The organism is Galbibacter orientalis DSM 19592, from assembly GCF_000260115.1.
In the GTDB taxonomy this organism is placed as follows: Bacteria; Bacteroidota; Bacteroidia; order Flavobacteriales; family Flavobacteriaceae; genus Galbibacter; species Galbibacter orientalis.
Genome location: NZ_JH651379.1, coordinates 283,651 through 300,848 on the forward strand (window position 1 = coordinate 283,651; position 17,198 = coordinate 300,848).

The following is a 17,198-nucleotide window of genomic DNA, read 5'->3' on the forward strand; positions in this document are numbered from 1 at the left end:
GTGGTAACTATTCATTTCATAATTAACCCAATTGCAGGAACCGGTCATCATAGTTTTTCTGAAACATTACTTCATAATTACTTTGAAGTAGATAAATATAATATCAGTATTAAATTTTCAAATTACAAAGGACACGCAATCGATTTAACCAAAGAATCTATCAAACAAAAAGCGAATATCATTGTTGCTTGTGGCGGAGATGGCACTATAAATGAAGTGGCTTCAACTTTGGTTGGCACCTCTATTCCTTTAGGTATTATCCCAATTGGTTCAGGTAATGGTTTAGCTTCTAATTTGAATATTCCAAGAAATATTATAAAAGCACTTAAAATCATTAAAAATAATAACCAAACAAAAATTGATGTTGGCTGCATAAATGAAAGATATTTTTTTAGTAATACTGGTTTTGGCTTTACGGCTAGTGTTATAGGAAACTATGAATCTTTAAAGCAAAGAACACTTTTTTATTATATAAAAGCTTCTTTTAAATCATTTAAAGAATTTAATAAAGTAAAGGAAAATATTACCATTATAAATGGCGCTTCTGAAATCGTAAATCCATTTTTAATTTTTATTTCAAATTCAAATGTAATGGGGTATAATTTCAGTTTAACACCTAAAGCTTCATTACAAGATGGTCTGTTAGATGTGGTTATTGTACCTAAAATAAGTAAACTGAAGATGTTACTTTTTGGCTTTTGTATGATAATCAAAAAACCAAATGTATTAAAAGGCGTTAAAAGCTTTCAAACAAAGGAAATTTTGCTTTCTCGAAATCAAAATAATTTTTTCGAATTTCAAATTGATGGAGAATTAGCTCAACTAAAAGAACAATCTCTTTCTGTGTATTTAAAAGAGAAGTCATTACGTGTTATCATTTGTTAAAAAAAAATAAAATATGAGACAAATTAGTTTAATTAAATTAAGTAAATCGATTGCCTTTTATGTTGAATGTGAAGAGTTATAAAGAAGATGAACGTATATTTACCAAAGGCAGAAGCAATTTATTAGGCTTATATCGAGCCATTAAAAGTTTATGTTTTTATTAAAAATAATTGATATCATTATATGATATTAATAAAAAAAACCGTTTAGTATATAACTTTGTAAATTATTTTATTTTATGAAAAAAAATTTATCAGTAGCATTGTTATTTATAGCTACAATTACCTTAGTAAATGCCCAAGAATGGCAAACAAATTTTGCGAAAGCAAAAGAAAAAGCAGCAAAAGAAAGCAAACCAATTATACTAGTTTTTCAAGGCTCGGACTGGTGTGCACCTTGTATAAAGTTAGATAGAGAAATTTGGAGCACAGAAGTTTTTAAAACCTATGCAGCAAAACATTATGTAATGTTACGAGCTGATTTTCCTAGAAAAAAGAAAAACGCATTATCAGAATCTCAAACAAAAGCCAACGCTACACTTGCAGAAAAATACAACAAACAAGGTTATTTCCCATTTGTGGTAGTGCTTGATTCTAATGGTAACGTTTTAGGCGAAAATAGTTATAAAAAAACAACACCAGAAAATTATATTAAAGAATTAAATACATTTATAAAATAATTTGAAACATCATTTTTTTATATTATTTCTGTCTTTTACATTAGCTTGTATTGCTCAGGAGCCGTACAAACGCACACTCAAATTAATGGGTAGTCGTTTTGATATTACGGTTGTTGCTAACGATTCTGTACAAGGAAACCAATATATTGATACCGCTGTTGCGGAAATTTCAAGAATAGAAAAACTCATCTCATCTTGGGATGGAAATTCTCAAACTTCAAAAATTAATAGAAATGCCGGAATAAAACCTGTAAAAGTAGATTCAGAACTTTTTGAGTTAATAGAAAGAGCCATTGGAATTTCAAAACTTACCGATGGTGCTTTTGATATCAGTTATGCATCAATGGACAACATTTGGAAATTTGATGGTAGTATGACCACTATGCCTTCGGAAGAAGAAATTACAGCTTCGGTATCTAAAGTGGGTTATCAAAATATTATACTTAACAAAGAAAATAGTACGGTTTTCTTGAAATCTGAAGGGATGAAAATTGGCTTCGGTGCCATTGGCAAGGGCTATGCGGCAGATAAAGCCAAAGATTTACTAATTTCAAAAGGAGTGCCATCAGGAATCATAAATGCTTCTGGAGATATGAATACTTGGGGAAAACAGCCCAATGGAAAAGAATGGAAAGTGGCCATTACCAATCCAATAGATAAGAATAAAGTTTTTGCTTTGCTTCCTATTACAAACGAAGCAGTTGTAACCTCTGGTAATTATGAAAAGTTTGTCAATTTTAACGGCACTCGGTATTCACATATCATAGACCCACGAACAGGTTATCCATCTACCGGAATTATAAGCGTAACCGTTTTTGCACCCAAAGCAGAATTGGCTGATGCTCTGGCAACGTCCGTTTTTGTAATGGGAAAAGAAGCGGGATTGGACCGTATCAATCAATTGCCAAAAATAGAATGCATCATTATAGATGATAAAGGAAATATCACAAAATCAAAGAACATAGAAATCGATAAACTATGATGAAGAAAATAATAATGCTCACTATGATTACGTGCTTCTTTAGCAGTTGCGTAGTGGTTAAGGAATATGAGAAGGTTAATATAAATGACCCAGATATGGCACTCGCAGATAAGAAATGTGACCGTAATGTAACAACTGCACATTCTTATAGAGAAGCTGCCGTTGGGGCAAACGGAGGAAAAACTGGAGGAGGCTGCGGCTGTAATTAAATCAAAATTTCAATTGAAAAAATTTATTCTTTTTATGTGTGTATTCGCTTTTGCGAAAGCGTACTCTCAAACTAGTCAAGACTCAACCAAAGTCTATAAAAAACGTGTATTAGAAACTGTTGAAGTAGATTTTTTATCAAGCTATTATAGTCAAGATGGAGATAACGCAGCGGTAAGCGGTGGTATCGGGACTGAAGAATTGACTGATGTTACAGGGACATTTGTAGTCTCTATTCCTTTAAATGATGATGATGTATTAACAATTGATGCAGGTGTATCGGCATACACCTCTGCTTCATCAAGTAATGTGGGGCCTTTTGATGATGGTCCTGCAGACCCTTTTCAAGCGTCATCAGGTGCATCAAGTAGTGACTTGTGGGCGAATGTAACAGGAAGTTACAGTCATAGTTCTGACGACCGAAACGATATTTGGTCTGCCAAATTATCGGTATCCACTGAATACGATTACTTTTCGGTAGGTGTCGGGGGTAGTTATACCAAACTTTTTAACGAAAAAAACACTGAAGTTAGTGTAAACGGGAATGTATATATAGATACCTGGAACGCTATTTATCCTACAGAATTGAGGCCGTTTGGTGCTGGTGGAGATGGATTGAATAATCGTTTGTTTACCCAAAATACCATAACAGGAAATGCCAATTATAATCCGAGGTTTGAGCCTTTTGATAGTGAAGGGCGTAATTCCTATTCCTTAGGCTTTGGTTTCTCGCAAATTTTACATAAAAATGTACAAGGTTCATTGGCGTTAGATTTTGTGCAACAACAAGGGTTGTTGTCTACACCATTTCAACGCGTCTATTTTGGAGATGTAGCCGATTCCTTTATTGATGATTTTCAGCTTGCAGATGCTATTGAGCGCTTGCCCGATTCAAGATTTAAAGTAGCTGTAGGTGGTCGTTTAAATTGGTATCTCAATGAAACCTTTACAGTAAGAACCTTCTATCGTTATTATTTTGACGATTGGGGAATCAATTCACACACTGCAAGTATTGAAGTGCCAGTGAAAATTACCGATAAGTTTACGCTGTATCCTTCTTACAGGTTCTATAATCAAACCGCAGCCGATTATTTTAACCCATACGAAGGTGCTTTGTCCACAGATGAGTTTTACACTTCAGATTATGACCTTTCGGAATATTCGGCAAATCAATTTGGGTTTGGAGTGTCTTACACAGACATTTTTGCGAAAGCCCATCTCTGGAAATTTGGACTTAAAAGTATAGACCTGAAATTCTATCAATATGATAGGGATACCACATTTAGTTCTAGCATCATTACAGCAGGATTTAAGTTTGTGATGGATTAACTCAAGATTTATAAAATGATAACTGTCTTGTGGTTTTTAACCACAGGGCAGGAAAACTATACCTTATGTATGAAGAAATTAATAATAATATTTGCTGTTTTTGCAAGCTTTTTAGCAAATGCGCAACAGGGAATTATTGAGCCTGTTACTTGGAATTCTAAAGTGCAAAAGATTTCTGATACCGAATATAATATTATTCTAACGGGTAGTATTGATGAAGAATGGCACGTTTTTTCTCAATTTACTAATGAAGATGGTTCTTTACCTTCGGTATTAACTTTTAAAAATAGTGAAGGGAATTATGAACTGGTAGATAATGCAAAAGAAGGTGAAACCGTAAAGGCATTTAACGATATTTTCGAAGTAGAGGAAACCTACTTTTTAAATAAAGCCCAATTCACACAGCGTATAAGCTTACTTTCAGAAGGTGTAAAACAAGTAAATGTTCATTTGGAATATCAGGTATGTAAGGACGTCTGTATTAACAAGGAAGAAAATTTCATTATAAACTTGGACGGGACTAAAGCTGAGCTTACTAATGTAGTATTAGACGAAAAAAGTAAAGCACTCTCTAATAGTTTGCTATTAGATTTAAAGCACAAAGAACGCTTACAATCCGGTTCAGATGAAATCACCACAGAAGGTAATTTATGGAAAATTTTTGCACTTGGCTTTTTAGGCGGCCTTGTAGCGTTGCTCACCCCTTGTGTGTTTCCTATGATACCACTTACGGTATCTTTTTTTACCAAGCAATCCGGTAATAAAAGTAAGGGAATCACAAATGCCATTTTATATGGAGCTTTTATAGTCATTATCTATGTGGGCTTAAGTGTTCCATTTCATTTTTTGGATTCGGTAGACCCGGAAATTTTAAATACGATATCTACAAATATTTGGCTCAATGTTATATTTTTTATCATATTCATCTTTTTTGCTTTTTCATTCTTTGGTTATTACGAATTAACATTGCCTAGTTCCTGGTCAAATAAAATGGATTCCGCTTCTAGTGCTGGTGGTCTAATAGGAATCTTCTTTATGGCGGTAACACTCGCTTTGGTTTCTTTCTCGTGTACAGGACCCATTTTAGGCTCGCTATTGGCAGGTTCGCTAACTAGTGCTGGTGGTGCGTTTCAACTTACCGCAGGAATGACTGGATTTGGTGCTGCACTTGCGCTACCATTTGCACTATTTGCCTTGTTTCCTAACTTGTTGAAATCCTTACCAAAATCTGGCGGATGGTTAACCACAGTAAAAGTGTTATTAGGTTTTGTGGAGCTAGCATTGGCCTTTAAATTCTTATCAAATGCGGATTTGGTAGCACATTGGGGAATTCTTAAACGAGAAGTTTTCATAGGTATTTGGATGGTCATATTCCTGTTAATGGCATTATACTTCTTTGGTGTTATTCGCTTTCCACACGATGGCAAAAAGAAATTGAGTTTCCCAAAAATTTCATTTGCCATATTAGTGGTTGCGTTTGTCATTTATCTAGGAACGGGACTTACTAAAAATTCACACCTAAAATTGTTGGCAGGGTTTCCGCCACCTACATTTTACAGCCTATATGAACAAGAATCTGATTGTCCACTAGGGTTAGACTGCTATAAAGATTTTGATGAAGGTCTCGCTTTTGCGAAAGCGAATAACAAACCTATTCTTTTAGATTTTACAGGATGGGCTTGTGTTAATTGTAGAAAGATGGAAGAAAATGTTTGGAGCGACCCAAAAGTTTATAAACTACTAAAGGAAGACTATGTTTTAATTTCACTTTATGTAGACGACCGCAAAGCACTCTCTGAAGATGAGCAATTCAAAATAAAACTTAGCGAAAATCATTTAAAATCTATTGAAACCGTAGGCGATAAATGGTCAACATTTCAATATGTAAACTTCCAGACGGCTTCTCAACCTTACTATGTAACTATGAATGCCAACCTTGAAATACTCAACGAGGCAAAACAGTATGCTGGGATTGATGAGTATTATGAGTGGTTAAAGGTTGGTGTTAGGAAGTAGAATTTTGTTTGCTTTTGTTATTTTAAGTTGCGCTATAATTATTTAACTATCACGTTTTTATCAAATGCATAGGTTATGGTTTCGACATAAAATTATTTGTCGATAAAAACTATCACTCAAAAGTTAATAACACTATCCAATGCATCATCAGCATCTTTGTGGATGAGAAATCTAAATAATTTAGGCTTTAGGAAGATGACAATCTTTAAAAGCTTTCCCGCTTTTACAAGGACAAGGATCATCTGGGGACATAAACATTTCTTTTACTACAAAATCTGCTTCCCCTTTAAATTTTCCTTCTTTACCAGTTTCCGCAATTTTTAAAATTTCTTCCATTTCAGCTTCTTTTGTTTTTAATTCTTCGGCAGAAGGTTTGAGTCTTCGAGTAAGTTCCATATCAAAAATATTGTCCCATATTCGATACGTTTCAGAATCTTTAACAGGCGGCTCATCAAATACTTTCCCTTCTACATTTACTGCTTTGAATTTTTTAAAATCGTCTTTAAGTTGTGGTAATGTGACAAAGAATGTATCGGTTGGTTGGACAGCAAAGAAGAGATTCTTTAAAAATTTGTCATTTGTACTAAACACTCTTGCAAAAGGCGCATAGAACAAGTATTCTAAATCCAAGAGGTTTGTTAACCGTTCCCCACACAAAGAATTATTTATACCAATGAAGTAGAGGCAGACAATTTCGTAACAATACATAGCATAATTGGCAAAGCTATGTAAATCTGGATGTGACTCGTTTTTCCATCGAGCTTGGATAGACTCTCTTAAGTCTGGACTGATTTCAAAATAATCTATTACAAGATTTAATGTGTCAGCGGGTTCAAGTTCAACATAAAGTCGTTCCTGTAATCGTTCTTTTAATGCTAAAAACTTCTCTTCGTTTGAAGGTTTGTGGTCTTTTATTTTTATGCCTTTAAGATGGTCAAACTTTCCTTTAAATTCATCTACTACATTTTCATCTTTAGATTCTGTTCGCCATACTTCAGCTATGATTTCATCCAATTTGTCAAAATCGCCTTTTTTCCATCGTTTAATAGAGAGTTCTTCGAGTGTTTCAACGAATGTCATTCCTTTTTTTGTTGGCGTATTTATGGATTTCTTAGCGTTTAGAAAAGGTCGATTATCAGCTGTGGTAAATTCGCCAGTCAATGATTTTTCAACCAGCACCTTATAATTCATATTCACATAGGCATTATATGGGAACATTTTTTTTGCAAGATCAATAACTTGGTCTTTAGGTGTTTTTCTACCTTCCTTTTCTTCTTTTGCAAGGTCGCCAAGAATCTCTGAAACCAATAAGGGTGTAATGTTGACGATGTAATATTTATGAAGTTCTATTATATCTTCATAATTAAGACCTTGGAATGTTGATTTATCTAATACTATTGGTATTGACATATTTGTAGTTTTAATTTCGCAAAATTCATTTTGTTTTTATGTCTTTCAAAATTATCATTATTTGCGAATAAAACTTTTCGCTTGGAATTATAGATATAGACCTGGAATATATGTTTTAGGTGTAAGAAATGGAATTGACAATCTCGCCTGAACGGTTTGATTAAAATTGAAATTTTTGAAATCTGTTACTTCATAAAAATCATTTCGAGTAGGTTCAGAATCCAAAGCATATACAACACCATATGGTGGGAATGTAATTTCCCCAAGGGTATGATAGCCTTTTTTAGTTCTTGCCATTCCCCAACCATTTCTTACTTGTTTTGTAACGGTGTGATAAACAAAAACTCTCAAACTTTCTGGAAAAGCCTTTGAGTCTTTATCCAAAATGTAATCTGAAAGCCCTTTTAAATTTAATAGCTGGTCGCTTGTGTCTATGGCCATAAACATTGCTAATATCTGTTTTAAAATATTTAGGGGCTGTATGGCATATTCAAAGTTTATGGTTTTCGACGCCCAGATTCTATTTGTTAAAGCCATCATCCCCATATAGGCAAACTTTTTATAGCTGTCCCCATAGTAACTGCCCGTAAGATTATTACAAGGCTCGCATAAATAATAACCACCAGCACCTTGATTACTACGAATTTTTTTACCGTACAAATAGCTTTTTTTGTCGTGAAGATGGATGGACTTTTGAAAGAATACAGGATTAGAATTAAATGCACTTTGTGGTGGAACGCGCTCGAACGTTAGTTTTCCATAATTACCGCAAATTCTGCAAATTCCTTCTTTCTTCAAATAATACTTAGTGATTAAGGTTTTTAATTTTCTCAGTTAATTCTTTGTTTTGAAATCTTTCTTTAGCTTCACGTTCAATTCTTAATCCCAAGCCTTTTGTCTGATTGATATGATTTGAGGTAAGTTGACTGATATAGGCATAGATTATACCAACGTCCTTATTCATTTTTGTGTTCCAGTCGAAGTTATAAAGTTCTTTCAATTCTTCTGTCGGTGTAGTTCTGAATACGAAATTAGGGTTTTTATAGTGTCTGCCATCGTCCAGCAATATGACCATAAGAAAGACTCTGCTAAACCCTATCTTAACGTAGCCATCTGCTTGCTTTGTTCCCTTTTTCTGAACGCTTGTAATCTTGTTGATTTTTGGCGATTGATTTTCTAAGGATTCTGATTTTACTATTTTACATTCTATTCCAACAGCATTACTTTCATCGCTTGCTTTGTAAAGAAGGATATCAATATCGCCAGGTTTCTTTTTAGGTTCAGTAATTGGTTCCTTTACGCCACAATGATGGATGACAGAGGATGATGAAAATAGCTTTCTGTATAACATCTGTTTAAAATTATCATTGCTTATTAACCAATCAATGACATCGTTCTCATTTTCAAAGGTTCTGGTCACACTTACATCTGGCTCGGAATTATTTACAAAAAATGAAATTTTTGATGCGCCCGTTATAGGTTGTCTATCTGAAATGACAAACTGTGTAACCTCGTATTCCGGTGGTGGTTCTTTTTGAAAGAAAGCCTTAATTGTTTTTTGAAGTCTCGCCAGTATTTTCATAGATTAAAATGGCAATACTTGGTCAGTAAATTGCTTGAATATTTCACTGGCGAGCGCTTTGTCGAATGCTTTTTGAGATACTAAATCATACAATTTAGCTTTAAGAAGTTGACCAAATGATTTTTTGTCAAGGTTTGGAATATCCTCTCGTAGCTCATCAAATTCATCGAAGATGATTTGCTGGCCATAACCTAATTTTTCAATTTCTGAGAGTACTTTTTTAATCAGTTCCTTTAGTTCTTCATCAGAACTGCTAATTTTTGAGTAGTCTGTAACCTTTACTTTTCTTGCCTGTTCTATAGCGTATTTACCCTCAAGAGTTAAACGAGCACCAGTATCCTTAGTTGTAAGGATATCGACAAATCCTCTATTCTCTAACATTTTACCATAATCCCAATCTTCCCCGTGAATTTTCATTTCCACACCATTGCCTTCAAGTATCCACTTGATGGAATGATATTTTCTGTCATCGTATAGCTCATATAATTTGGAAAGAACGAGGTCGAGCCTACCGTCTGTGTCTAAATTTTTTCGTTCTTCTAAATCAATTTCATCAATCCTCACAATAGCATCTGAAATGGATAACGATTTCACATAATAAGCAAGACCATTAATCTCACTTTTAAGTGCTTCAATAGTATTTCTTATTTTTTGAGCAATGGGTAGCTTGAAACCAGTATTGAATCCACGTTTCTCTTTAAATTCATAGCCAAAATTTCTATGTTCAGGTTCAAAAGAAGTTTTTACGTAGTCAATTACTTCGCTTTCCCAGCTTTGCTTTTCTTCCTTTAGGTTTTCTAAATCATTTTCAGTTCTTGAAGACTTATATTTTTCAACTAAAGCTTTGCCTTCTGCTTTGTGTCCTTCAATTTTATTTTTGAAATCTTTCCATTTGACCTTTAGAATCATAAAAAATATTTTAGTTCATAAAGGTAGTGGAATGGAAATGCAAACTATTAAATTCTTAATTGAAGATTTCAACAGTCCGTTAAATCTAATTAAATTTTATTAGCCAATTTTTGATTTGAGAAGCGCCATATCATCACTCACTTTCCTCTCAACGACCCTTGCATAGATTTGTGTTGTGGATAGTTTGGTATGCCCTAATAATTTGGATACCGTCTCTATTGGAACACCATTGCTTAAAGTTACTGTTGTAGCAAAAGTATGGCGAGCCATATGAAAAGTTAGGTTTTTTTTGATACCACATAGGTCGGCGATTTCTTTTAAATAACTGTTCAATTTCTGATTGGATAACCTGGGCAAAAGATTGGATGTGTCATTGGTTCTATAATGGTCTTTATATTTATCTATTAAGATTGCAGCTTTGGGCAATAGTGGAATTTTGAACGGTGCACCTGTTTTTACCCTTTTGGCCATTATCCAAGGACTACCATCTATACCCATTACAATATTATCTTCATTTAATTGTACAATGTCAACATAAGAAATACCGGTGTAACAACTAAAAACAAATAAATCTTTCACAACCATAAGACGCTCTATGGACGAAGACAAATCTTCAATACTTAATAATTCAAAATCTGTAAGGAAACCACGTTCTTTCTTTTCAATTTTCATTTTAAAATTGACAAACGGGTCTCTTTCCATCCATTTCATCCGATAGGCAAGAGTAACCATTCTGCGTAAACGCTTAATATGCTTCATTGCGGTATTATTGCCAATTTTAGATTGACCACTTTTAGGTACATACGACCGAAGAAAATCTTCAAAGCCCACGATAAAACCATATTCAAGGTTGAAGAGTGGGATGTCTGTAAGTTTGTATTCCTTTAGAATATATTCCATCATATAACGTTGACTGGTCTTATATTGACCCATCGTATTCCTATGCAACTTGTGTTGCATCTTTTCATTGTAGTAGTCTACAAGGTTTTGAAAGGAAAAACGTGTTTTATCTTCGCCTAAAAATTTGGCTTTGACCATTTGGGAAGTGAAAGGCACTTCATCCCTCTTGAAATCTTCGTAAATCCTATATACTTTTGATTGTACTTCGTTCAAGTAAAGATTGAGAATACGGGAATCCTTATCGGTCCCACTTGCTCTTTGTAGTTTTTCATCCCAAGTAGAAATATTGATTTTCTTCTTGAGACTAATGTTAACACGTTTACCGTTTAAGGTAACCCGAATGTAGATGTTTGCTTTGTTGTTTACAGCACGTTTTCCGTACACCCAAAACAAAATTGAAAATGTTGATGAAGTTCGCATAATTGTCGTCTTTAATGATTAAACATTTAGTGAGACGAAAGTCAAATCAACTATACTAACATCAGTAAGTTACGTCAATCTGTCAACATAATCGCAGATAAAAAAATATGTTGACGATTTGTGACCTTTTAGATGCAAATGATATGAAATTATATGATTGCCCTAAAAACATAAAACCTTGCAAATCATAAGATTTACAAGGTTTTGAGGGAATTTGATTTCCCATTTAGCGGTCTGGACGGGATTCGAACCCGCGACCCCATGCGTGACAGGCATGTATTCTAACCAGCTGAACTACCAGACCTTTTTTATTGGAGTGCAAATATACACGCTATTATTAATTATACAAACCTTTTCTAGAAAATGAATAAAATAAAAAAAGCCTTCAACAGCTCGACAGAATCGAGAGGAAAGCCTTTCATTGGTTTAACTACTAAACCGCCGACAGTATTTTCATACCATCGAACAACACAACTATTTTTATGCGAAAAAAGCTTCAATTCTCATTGAAGCTTCTTGCTTTTCGCGGTCTGGACGGGATTCGAACCCGCGACCCCATGCGTGACAGGCATGTATTCTAACCAGCTGAACTACCAGACCCTTTGTTATTGCGAGTGCAAATATACAGCGCATTTTTAATTCTACAAGTATTTTTATCTAAAAAATAAAAATATTTTTTAGATCCTAAATAAACTTTTGACGTTCAACTAAATACGTTTGAAGTATTTTATTAAAATTCTGATTCACATCAACTTCAACGTATGTAATTCCATATTTAGCACAGCGTAATTTAAGTTCTTCTTGAAAATGCAGCATCATTTTCTCGTAAGACTCCTTTATATTTTCAGCAAATAAATCTATAGACACTCCTGTTTCCACATCTACAAATCGTTTTGGAGTATTGTTAAACTGAAATTCAAACTCCTTTTCTTTATCCATAACATGAAAAAAGACAACCTCATGTTTATTGTATTTTAAATGTTGAAGTGCTTGAAATAACTTTTCTTGGTCTGTTTCTGTTTGAAACAGATCTGTAAACAAAAAAATAAGACTTCGCCTATGAATTTTAGTTGCTATTTGGTGTAAGTAAGTGTAGGTTTTTGTTTGAGCAGCATTCAACTTATTTTTTATTAAAAGACCTTCCAAAGTATTTAATAATAAATGTCTATGGCGCTCACTCCCTTTCTCTGGCGCATAAAAATCGTACGCATCAGAATAAATACTTAAACCTACAGCATCACGCTGTTTTTTAAGAAACTTCATTAATGCAGCAGAAGCCAATACCGAAAAACCTATTTTATTTAGGTTGTTAATAGATTGCTTTTTTATAGATGGATAATGCATCGATGCGGAATTATCTATAATTAAATGACACCGTAAATTGGTTTCCTCATCATACTTTTTAGTATACAATTTATCTGTTTTCCCAAATAGCTTCCAATCAATATGGCGGGTACTTTCGCCTTGATTATATATTTTATGCTCTGCAAATTCTGAAGAAAAACCATGAAACGGACTTTTATGCATTCCACTAATAAACCCCTCCACAACTTGACTGGCTAGTAATTCTAAATTGCCAGATAATTCTAAATTATTAATTACTGCTTGTAATTTCATGCTATCTCTTTCTCCTAAAATAATATGCCTCCTAAAAACTGTAGGCATTTTTTATAATTTACTTACAATCTTAACCGTTATAAATTATAGTGATTAAATTTACTTTATTACTTTTACACATCCAATTATATTTAACACATGAGCAAATCTTTTGAGCGCTACCAGAAACGCAAACTTATATCTTCATACTTTTCTGTGATTTTAAGTATCGCCCTTGTTTTGTTTTTATTAGGTGTTTTAGGCTTACTTGTAATTAACACCAAAAAACTAGCAAACCACTTTAAAGAACAAGTAGCAATTACTGTATTTTTAAAAGATAACGCTAAAGAAGTAGAAATAAACCAGCTACAAAAAAGTTTGGCAATGACAGCCTATACCAAAACGGCTACTTTTGTATCTAAAGAAGAAGCTGCAGAAGACCATAGCAAAGAAATTGGGGAGAATTTCTTAGATTTTTTGGGGTATAACCCGCTTCAAAATTCAATAGATGTACACCTCAATGCCGATTATGTAGCTACAGATAGTATTCAAAAAATAGCAGATAACCTCTCTAAAAAAGATTATGTAGCTGAAGTTTCCTACGACAAACCTTTAATTTCTTTACTGAATGAAAATGTAAAACGGATGAGTTTTTGGATTCTAATTGCTAGTGGTGTTTTTACATTAATTGCTGTTTTATTAATTAACAGCTCTATTCGTTTATCGGTATATTCTAAAAGGTTTATCATTAAAACGATGCAAATGGTGGGAGCCACAAAAAGATTTATTCGTAAACCTTTTATATGGAATAGCATAAAACTTGGCATGGTTGGCGCTTTGGTTGCCATAATTGCTATGGCCGGTCTCTTATACTATGTAAATAGCATTATGCCACAACTAAATTTACTCTCAGATCCACTTATGTTGGTCATTTTATTTATAGGAATATTTGTAATAGGCATCATTATTACGTGGATAAGTACGTATATTGCCACCCAACGATTTTTGAACTTAAGAACAGACGATTTATATTATTAAAAAGAATATCGTGAAAAATAAAACACAAAATACTACAGATAAAGAATTTATATTTCAAAAGAAGAATTATATGTTTATGTTCATCGGTCTAGCCTTTATTGCTATAGGTTTTATATTGATGAGTGGCGGTGGGAGTAACGACCCAGCTGTTTTTAATCCTGATATTTATAATTTTAGAAGAATTAGGTTAGCACCTACGCTAGTTCTTATTGGTTTTGGAATTGAGGTTTACGCTATCCTTTTAAATCCAAATAAAAAGAAAAATAACTAATTTAAATTTAATTCCATCACTATAAAGCATGGAGGTTATAGACGCTATAATCCTTGGTATTATACAAGGCCTTACAGAATTTTTACCAGTTTCTTCTAGCGGACATTTAGAGCTTGGAAAGGCTATTTTAGGAGATAATTCCGTACCACAAGAAAGTTTACTTTTTACAGTTGTGCTCCATTTTGCTACTGCTTTAAGCACCATGGTAGTTTTTAGAAAAGATATTTTAGAAATTCTCAAAGGCATTTTTCAGTTTACTTGGAACGAGGAACTTAAATTTTCTTTAAAAATAATTATCTCCATGGTTCCAGCTGCACTCATTGGCTTCTTCTTTGAGGAACAGCTAGGAATGCTATTTAACGGTAACGTTTTACTAGTTGGTTTTATGCTTATAGTTACCGCTCTTTTACTTTATTTGGCGGATAAAGCTAAACACACTGGAAAACCTGTAAGCTATTCCAATGCATTTGTTATTGGTATTTCTCAAGCTATTGCAATGCTTCCAGGTATTTCAAGGTCTGGCGCAACAATCTCTACTTCTGTGTTATTAGGAAATGACAAAAGTAAAGCTGCCCGTTTTTCCTTTTTAATGGTAGTTCCGCTTATCTTCGGAAAAATAGCTAAAGATATTCTAAGTGGAGATTTATCCTATGAAGGACATAACACACAAGCATTAGCAATGGGTTTTTTAGCAGCTTTTATTTCTGGAATTCTAGCTTGTACCTGGATGATTAAATTAGTAAAAAACAGCAAATTGGTGTATTTTGCTATGTACTGTTTTATTGTTGGGCTAATTGCAATAACGCTTGGCTATTTTTATTAATCGAATTCTTTTTTTATGATATATACCGAAGAAAATATTAAAAGCGGACAAATATTACTTATTGACAAACCGCTAACTTGGTCTTCTTTTCAAGCGGTAAATAAAATAAAATGGGCTATCAAGAAAAAATTTGGCCTTAAAAAAATAAAAGTCGGACATGCTGGAACTCTAGACCCATTAGCAACAGGACTTTTAATTATCTGTACTGGAAAATTCACTAAAAAAATTCCAGAACTACAAGGACAAATAAAAGAGTACACAGGCACTATTACATTGGGCGCTACACGTCCATCTTATGACATGGAGACAGAAGTGGACCAAGTATTTCCTATTGAGCATATTTCAGAAGAAAAAATTAAAGAAGCTACTAAAAACTTTATAGGAGAAATAGATCAATTCCCTCCTGTTTTTTCAGCCTTAAAAAAAGACGGAAAACGACTCTATGAATATGCTCGTGAAGGTGTTGAAGTGGAAATAAAATCGCGTAAAATAACTATCGAAGCATTTGAAATTACTGCTATTAACCTTCCAGAAGTAGCGTTTAGAGTTGTTTGCAGCAAAGGCACCTACATTAGGTCACTAGCACACGATTTTGGCAAAGCTCTTAATTCAGGAGGATATTTATCTGTGTTAAGAAGAACCAAAATAGGAGATTTCAACGTAGATAATGCTATAACACCCGATGATTTTACAGAAATATTACAACCCTAAAAGACATAAATATTTTTATCTTTAGCATTCAGGTCGTTTTTAAAATATGGACTTAAAAGAACTAATAAAAAAACTCAACGAAGCTAATGATAAATTTATTAGCAAATTAGACGAGCTTAATAACAAGCAATTAGCACTTATTATTTCGAGCTGTTTAATGGGGATTTTTTTGTTGACACTGCTTAACATAAAATTGTCTGGACAAAAAGAAGAAGAGTTTTTATATGAATTAAGCTTCGACGAGGAACTCTTAAAAGAAGAAATTCCGCAGGAAGAAGAAATGACCCTAACCGAACTAGAAACTCATAAAGCATATAATGAAGCTGAAAAAAGTGAATATGCAGATGATGTTGATAATTTTAAAACTCTTGAAGAATTAGAGCAAGAAAAGCAAGATGCTGCTAGTGAAAATCCTGATAACTCTGAAAGTCTAAACGACAACGCTGCTATAAATGAAGGTTATTCTAGTGAATATGCAAAAAAACTACAAGAACAACGCAGAAAAATAGAAGCGCTAAAAAGAAAAGGAGAAGCACCAAAAGTTAACATAAAAAGAAGAACTACAATTAGCTATTCCTTAATTGATAGATATGATGTAAGTCTTCCAAATCCTGTTTATACTTGCGAGAGCTTTGGCAAAGTGGTAATAAATATAAAAGTTAGTCCACAAGGAGATGTAACAGACGCTTCTTTTAATAAAAATAGCTCTACCACCCAAAACGGATGCCTTGTAGACAACGCCATAAATTACGCACTAAAAGCTAAATTTAGCTCCGCAAACACAAGTTCAGAACAACCTGGAACGATTACCTATTTATTTCAAGGAGAGTAATTCCAAAAGATCGGCTATTGTATTTTCTCCCTTATCTTTATTGTACCAAATTTGCAAATCTTGTTTAAACTCAGCAGTTAAAGTTCCGTGCTTTTCTTTATAAGTTTTTACCATATTTGTTGCTATAGAAGGTCTCGGTCCCCAACAATCTATAACCTCTTTTATAGCTTCATCAACCATTATAAGTTTAGGAATAGAACGGCTTCCACGTGTTAAAAAGTTATCCATCAACTCAGAATTTTCGTCTCTTAAAACAACTTTAAGAGTTATATTATTAGAAGCTTCGGCTATTTTATTAATTATAGGGAGTGTTTGCGCCGCATCCCCACACCAACTTTCAGTCAAAACTACCCAAATAACTTTTCTGTCCAAAGACTGCAATTTTTCTAGCACTTCTTCAGAAAGCTTAGTAGTTTTATCCAACCGCTTCATCCGTTTATGGTTTAACAAACTATAATTACTCAAAGCTTCTGTCTGCGCTACTCCAGTTGATTTATTTTCTAACACTAACTGGTCCACTAACACTCGGTAATCTGAATATGTATATCCTGTTTTAAACGCTTCTTTAATGAGTTTTTTTACTATTTCTTCCATAAAATTTATATCGG

The 17,198-nt window shown here is 33.6% G+C and carries 18 protein-coding genes and 2 tRNA genes; 11 read left to right on the top strand and 9 right to left on the bottom strand.

The features are described 5' to 3' along the window. The 6 genes from JOOMADRAFT_RS01365 (at position 1) to JOOMADRAFT_RS01390 (ending at position 6,098) form a co-directional block, all read left to right on the top strand. Entirely contained in the window at positions 1–885 is an 885-nt protein-coding gene (locus JOOMADRAFT_RS01365) for a diacylglycerol/lipid kinase family protein (RefSeq protein ID WP_008610841.1), read from the top strand. 238 nt (positions 886–1,123) lie between these two features. After that, positions 1,124–1,564 (top strand): thioredoxin family protein, encoded by a 441-nt coding sequence (locus JOOMADRAFT_RS01370; RefSeq protein ID WP_008610842.1) that lies wholly within the window; start codon positions 1,124–1,126, stop codon positions 1,562–1,564. Between the two features lie 85 nt (positions 1,565–1,649). After that, positions 1,650–2,546: an FAD:protein FMN transferase gene (locus tag JOOMADRAFT_RS01375; RefSeq protein ID WP_085942217.1), complete on the top strand. Its 897-nt coding sequence runs from the start codon at positions 1,650–1,652 to the stop codon at positions 2,544–2,546. After that, complete coding sequence (locus JOOMADRAFT_RS01380) at positions 2,543–2,755, top strand: DUF4266 domain-containing protein (RefSeq protein WP_040879443.1); 213 nt, start codon at positions 2,543–2,545, stop codon at positions 2,753–2,755. Before JOOMADRAFT_RS01375 ends, JOOMADRAFT_RS01380 begins: the two co-directional genes overlap by 4 nt. 34 nt (positions 2,756–2,789) lie before the next feature. After that, entirely contained in the window at positions 2,790–4,082 is a 1,293-nt protein-coding gene (locus JOOMADRAFT_RS01385; protein ID WP_008610845.1) for a DUF3570 domain-containing protein, read from the top strand. A 69-nt stretch (positions 4,083–4,151) separates the two neighbouring features. After that, on the top strand, positions 4,152–6,098 hold the full coding sequence (locus JOOMADRAFT_RS01390) for a protein-disulfide reductase DsbD family protein (RefSeq protein ID WP_040879445.1): 1,947 nt from the start codon (positions 4,152–4,154) through the stop codon (positions 6,096–6,098). A 180-nt stretch (positions 6,099–6,278) separates the two neighbouring features. Here JOOMADRAFT_RS01390 and JOOMADRAFT_RS01395 read toward each other — a convergent pair whose 3' ends face one another. The 8 genes from JOOMADRAFT_RS01395 to JOOMADRAFT_RS01430 all read right to left on the bottom strand — a co-directional run bounded on the left by JOOMADRAFT_RS01395 (position 6,279) and on the right by JOOMADRAFT_RS01430 (position 12,936). Further along, positions 6,279–7,508 (bottom strand): SEC-C metal-binding domain-containing protein, encoded by a 1,230-nt coding sequence (locus JOOMADRAFT_RS01395; protein ID WP_008610847.1) that lies wholly within the window; start codon positions 7,506–7,508, stop codon positions 6,279–6,281. A gap of 87 nt (positions 7,509–7,595) precedes the next feature. Continuing rightward, on the bottom strand, positions 7,596–8,306 hold the full coding sequence (locus tag JOOMADRAFT_RS01400; RefSeq protein WP_008610848.1) for a hypothetical protein: 711 nt from the start codon (positions 8,304–8,306) through the stop codon (positions 7,596–7,598). Between the two features lie 7 nt (positions 8,307–8,313). Continuing rightward, positions 8,314–9,090, bottom strand: a complete 777-nt coding sequence (locus JOOMADRAFT_RS01405; protein ID WP_008610849.1) for a hypothetical protein — start codon at positions 9,088–9,090, stop codon at positions 8,314–8,316. Between the two features lie 3 nt (positions 9,091–9,093). Then, positions 9,094–9,999, bottom strand: a complete 906-nt coding sequence (locus JOOMADRAFT_RS01410; RefSeq protein ID WP_008610850.1) for a hypothetical protein — start codon at positions 9,997–9,999, stop codon at positions 9,094–9,096. A gap of 99 nt (positions 10,000–10,098) precedes the next feature. Further along, the gene (locus JOOMADRAFT_RS01415) at positions 10,099–11,319 is read right to left on the bottom strand and encodes a site-specific integrase (protein WP_008610851.1); all 1,221 of its coding nucleotides are present in this window, start codon (positions 11,317–11,319) and stop codon (positions 10,099–10,101) included. Positions 11,320–11,549: 230 nt separating this feature from the next. Then, positions 11,550–11,623: transfer RNA gene (locus JOOMADRAFT_RS01420), tRNA-Asp, on the bottom strand. A gap of 222 nt (positions 11,624–11,845) precedes the next feature. Continuing rightward, a tRNA-Asp gene (locus tag JOOMADRAFT_RS01425) sits at positions 11,846–11,919 on the bottom strand. 84 nt (positions 11,920–12,003) lie between these two features. Beyond that, complete coding sequence (locus JOOMADRAFT_RS01430; protein WP_040879868.1) at positions 12,004–12,936, bottom strand: DUF58 domain-containing protein; 933 nt, start codon at positions 12,934–12,936, stop codon at positions 12,004–12,006. 138 nt (positions 12,937–13,074) lie between these two features. Here JOOMADRAFT_RS01430 and JOOMADRAFT_RS01435 point away from each other — a divergent pair, with 138 nt between their 5' ends. From JOOMADRAFT_RS01435 to JOOMADRAFT_RS01455, 5 genes are read left to right on the top strand one after another with little or no spacing between them, the layout of a single operon-like run. Beyond that, positions 13,075–13,953 (top strand): cell division protein FtsX, encoded by an 879-nt coding sequence (locus JOOMADRAFT_RS01435; protein WP_008610853.1) that lies wholly within the window; start codon positions 13,075–13,077, stop codon positions 13,951–13,953. Positions 13,954–13,963: 10 nt separating this feature from the next. Beyond that, the gene (locus JOOMADRAFT_RS01440; protein WP_008610854.1) at positions 13,964–14,224 is read left to right on the top strand and encodes a DUF3098 domain-containing protein; all 261 of its coding nucleotides are present in this window, start codon (positions 13,964–13,966) and stop codon (positions 14,222–14,224) included. Between the two features lie 28 nt (positions 14,225–14,252). Next, complete coding sequence (locus tag JOOMADRAFT_RS01445) at positions 14,253–15,047, top strand: undecaprenyl-diphosphate phosphatase (RefSeq protein ID WP_008610855.1); 795 nt, start codon at positions 14,253–14,255, stop codon at positions 15,045–15,047. Positions 15,048–15,062: 15 nt separating this feature from the next. Further along, the gene (gene truB / locus JOOMADRAFT_RS01450) at positions 15,063–15,758 is read left to right on the top strand and encodes a tRNA pseudouridine(55) synthase TruB (protein ID WP_008610859.1); all 696 of its coding nucleotides are present in this window, start codon (positions 15,063–15,065) and stop codon (positions 15,756–15,758) included. Positions 15,759–15,804: 46 nt separating this feature from the next. Continuing rightward, entirely contained in the window at positions 15,805–16,590 is a 786-nt protein-coding gene (locus JOOMADRAFT_RS01455) for a hypothetical protein (RefSeq protein WP_008610860.1), read from the top strand. Here the strand turns inward: JOOMADRAFT_RS01455 and JOOMADRAFT_RS01460 are convergent. Next, the gene (locus JOOMADRAFT_RS01460) at positions 16,573–17,184 is read right to left on the bottom strand and encodes a thioredoxin family protein (protein ID WP_008610861.1); all 612 of its coding nucleotides are present in this window, start codon (positions 17,182–17,184) and stop codon (positions 16,573–16,575) included. The two genes, JOOMADRAFT_RS01455 and JOOMADRAFT_RS01460, sit on opposite strands and share 18 nt — an antisense overlap. Positions 17,185–17,198: the final 14 nt, after the last annotated feature.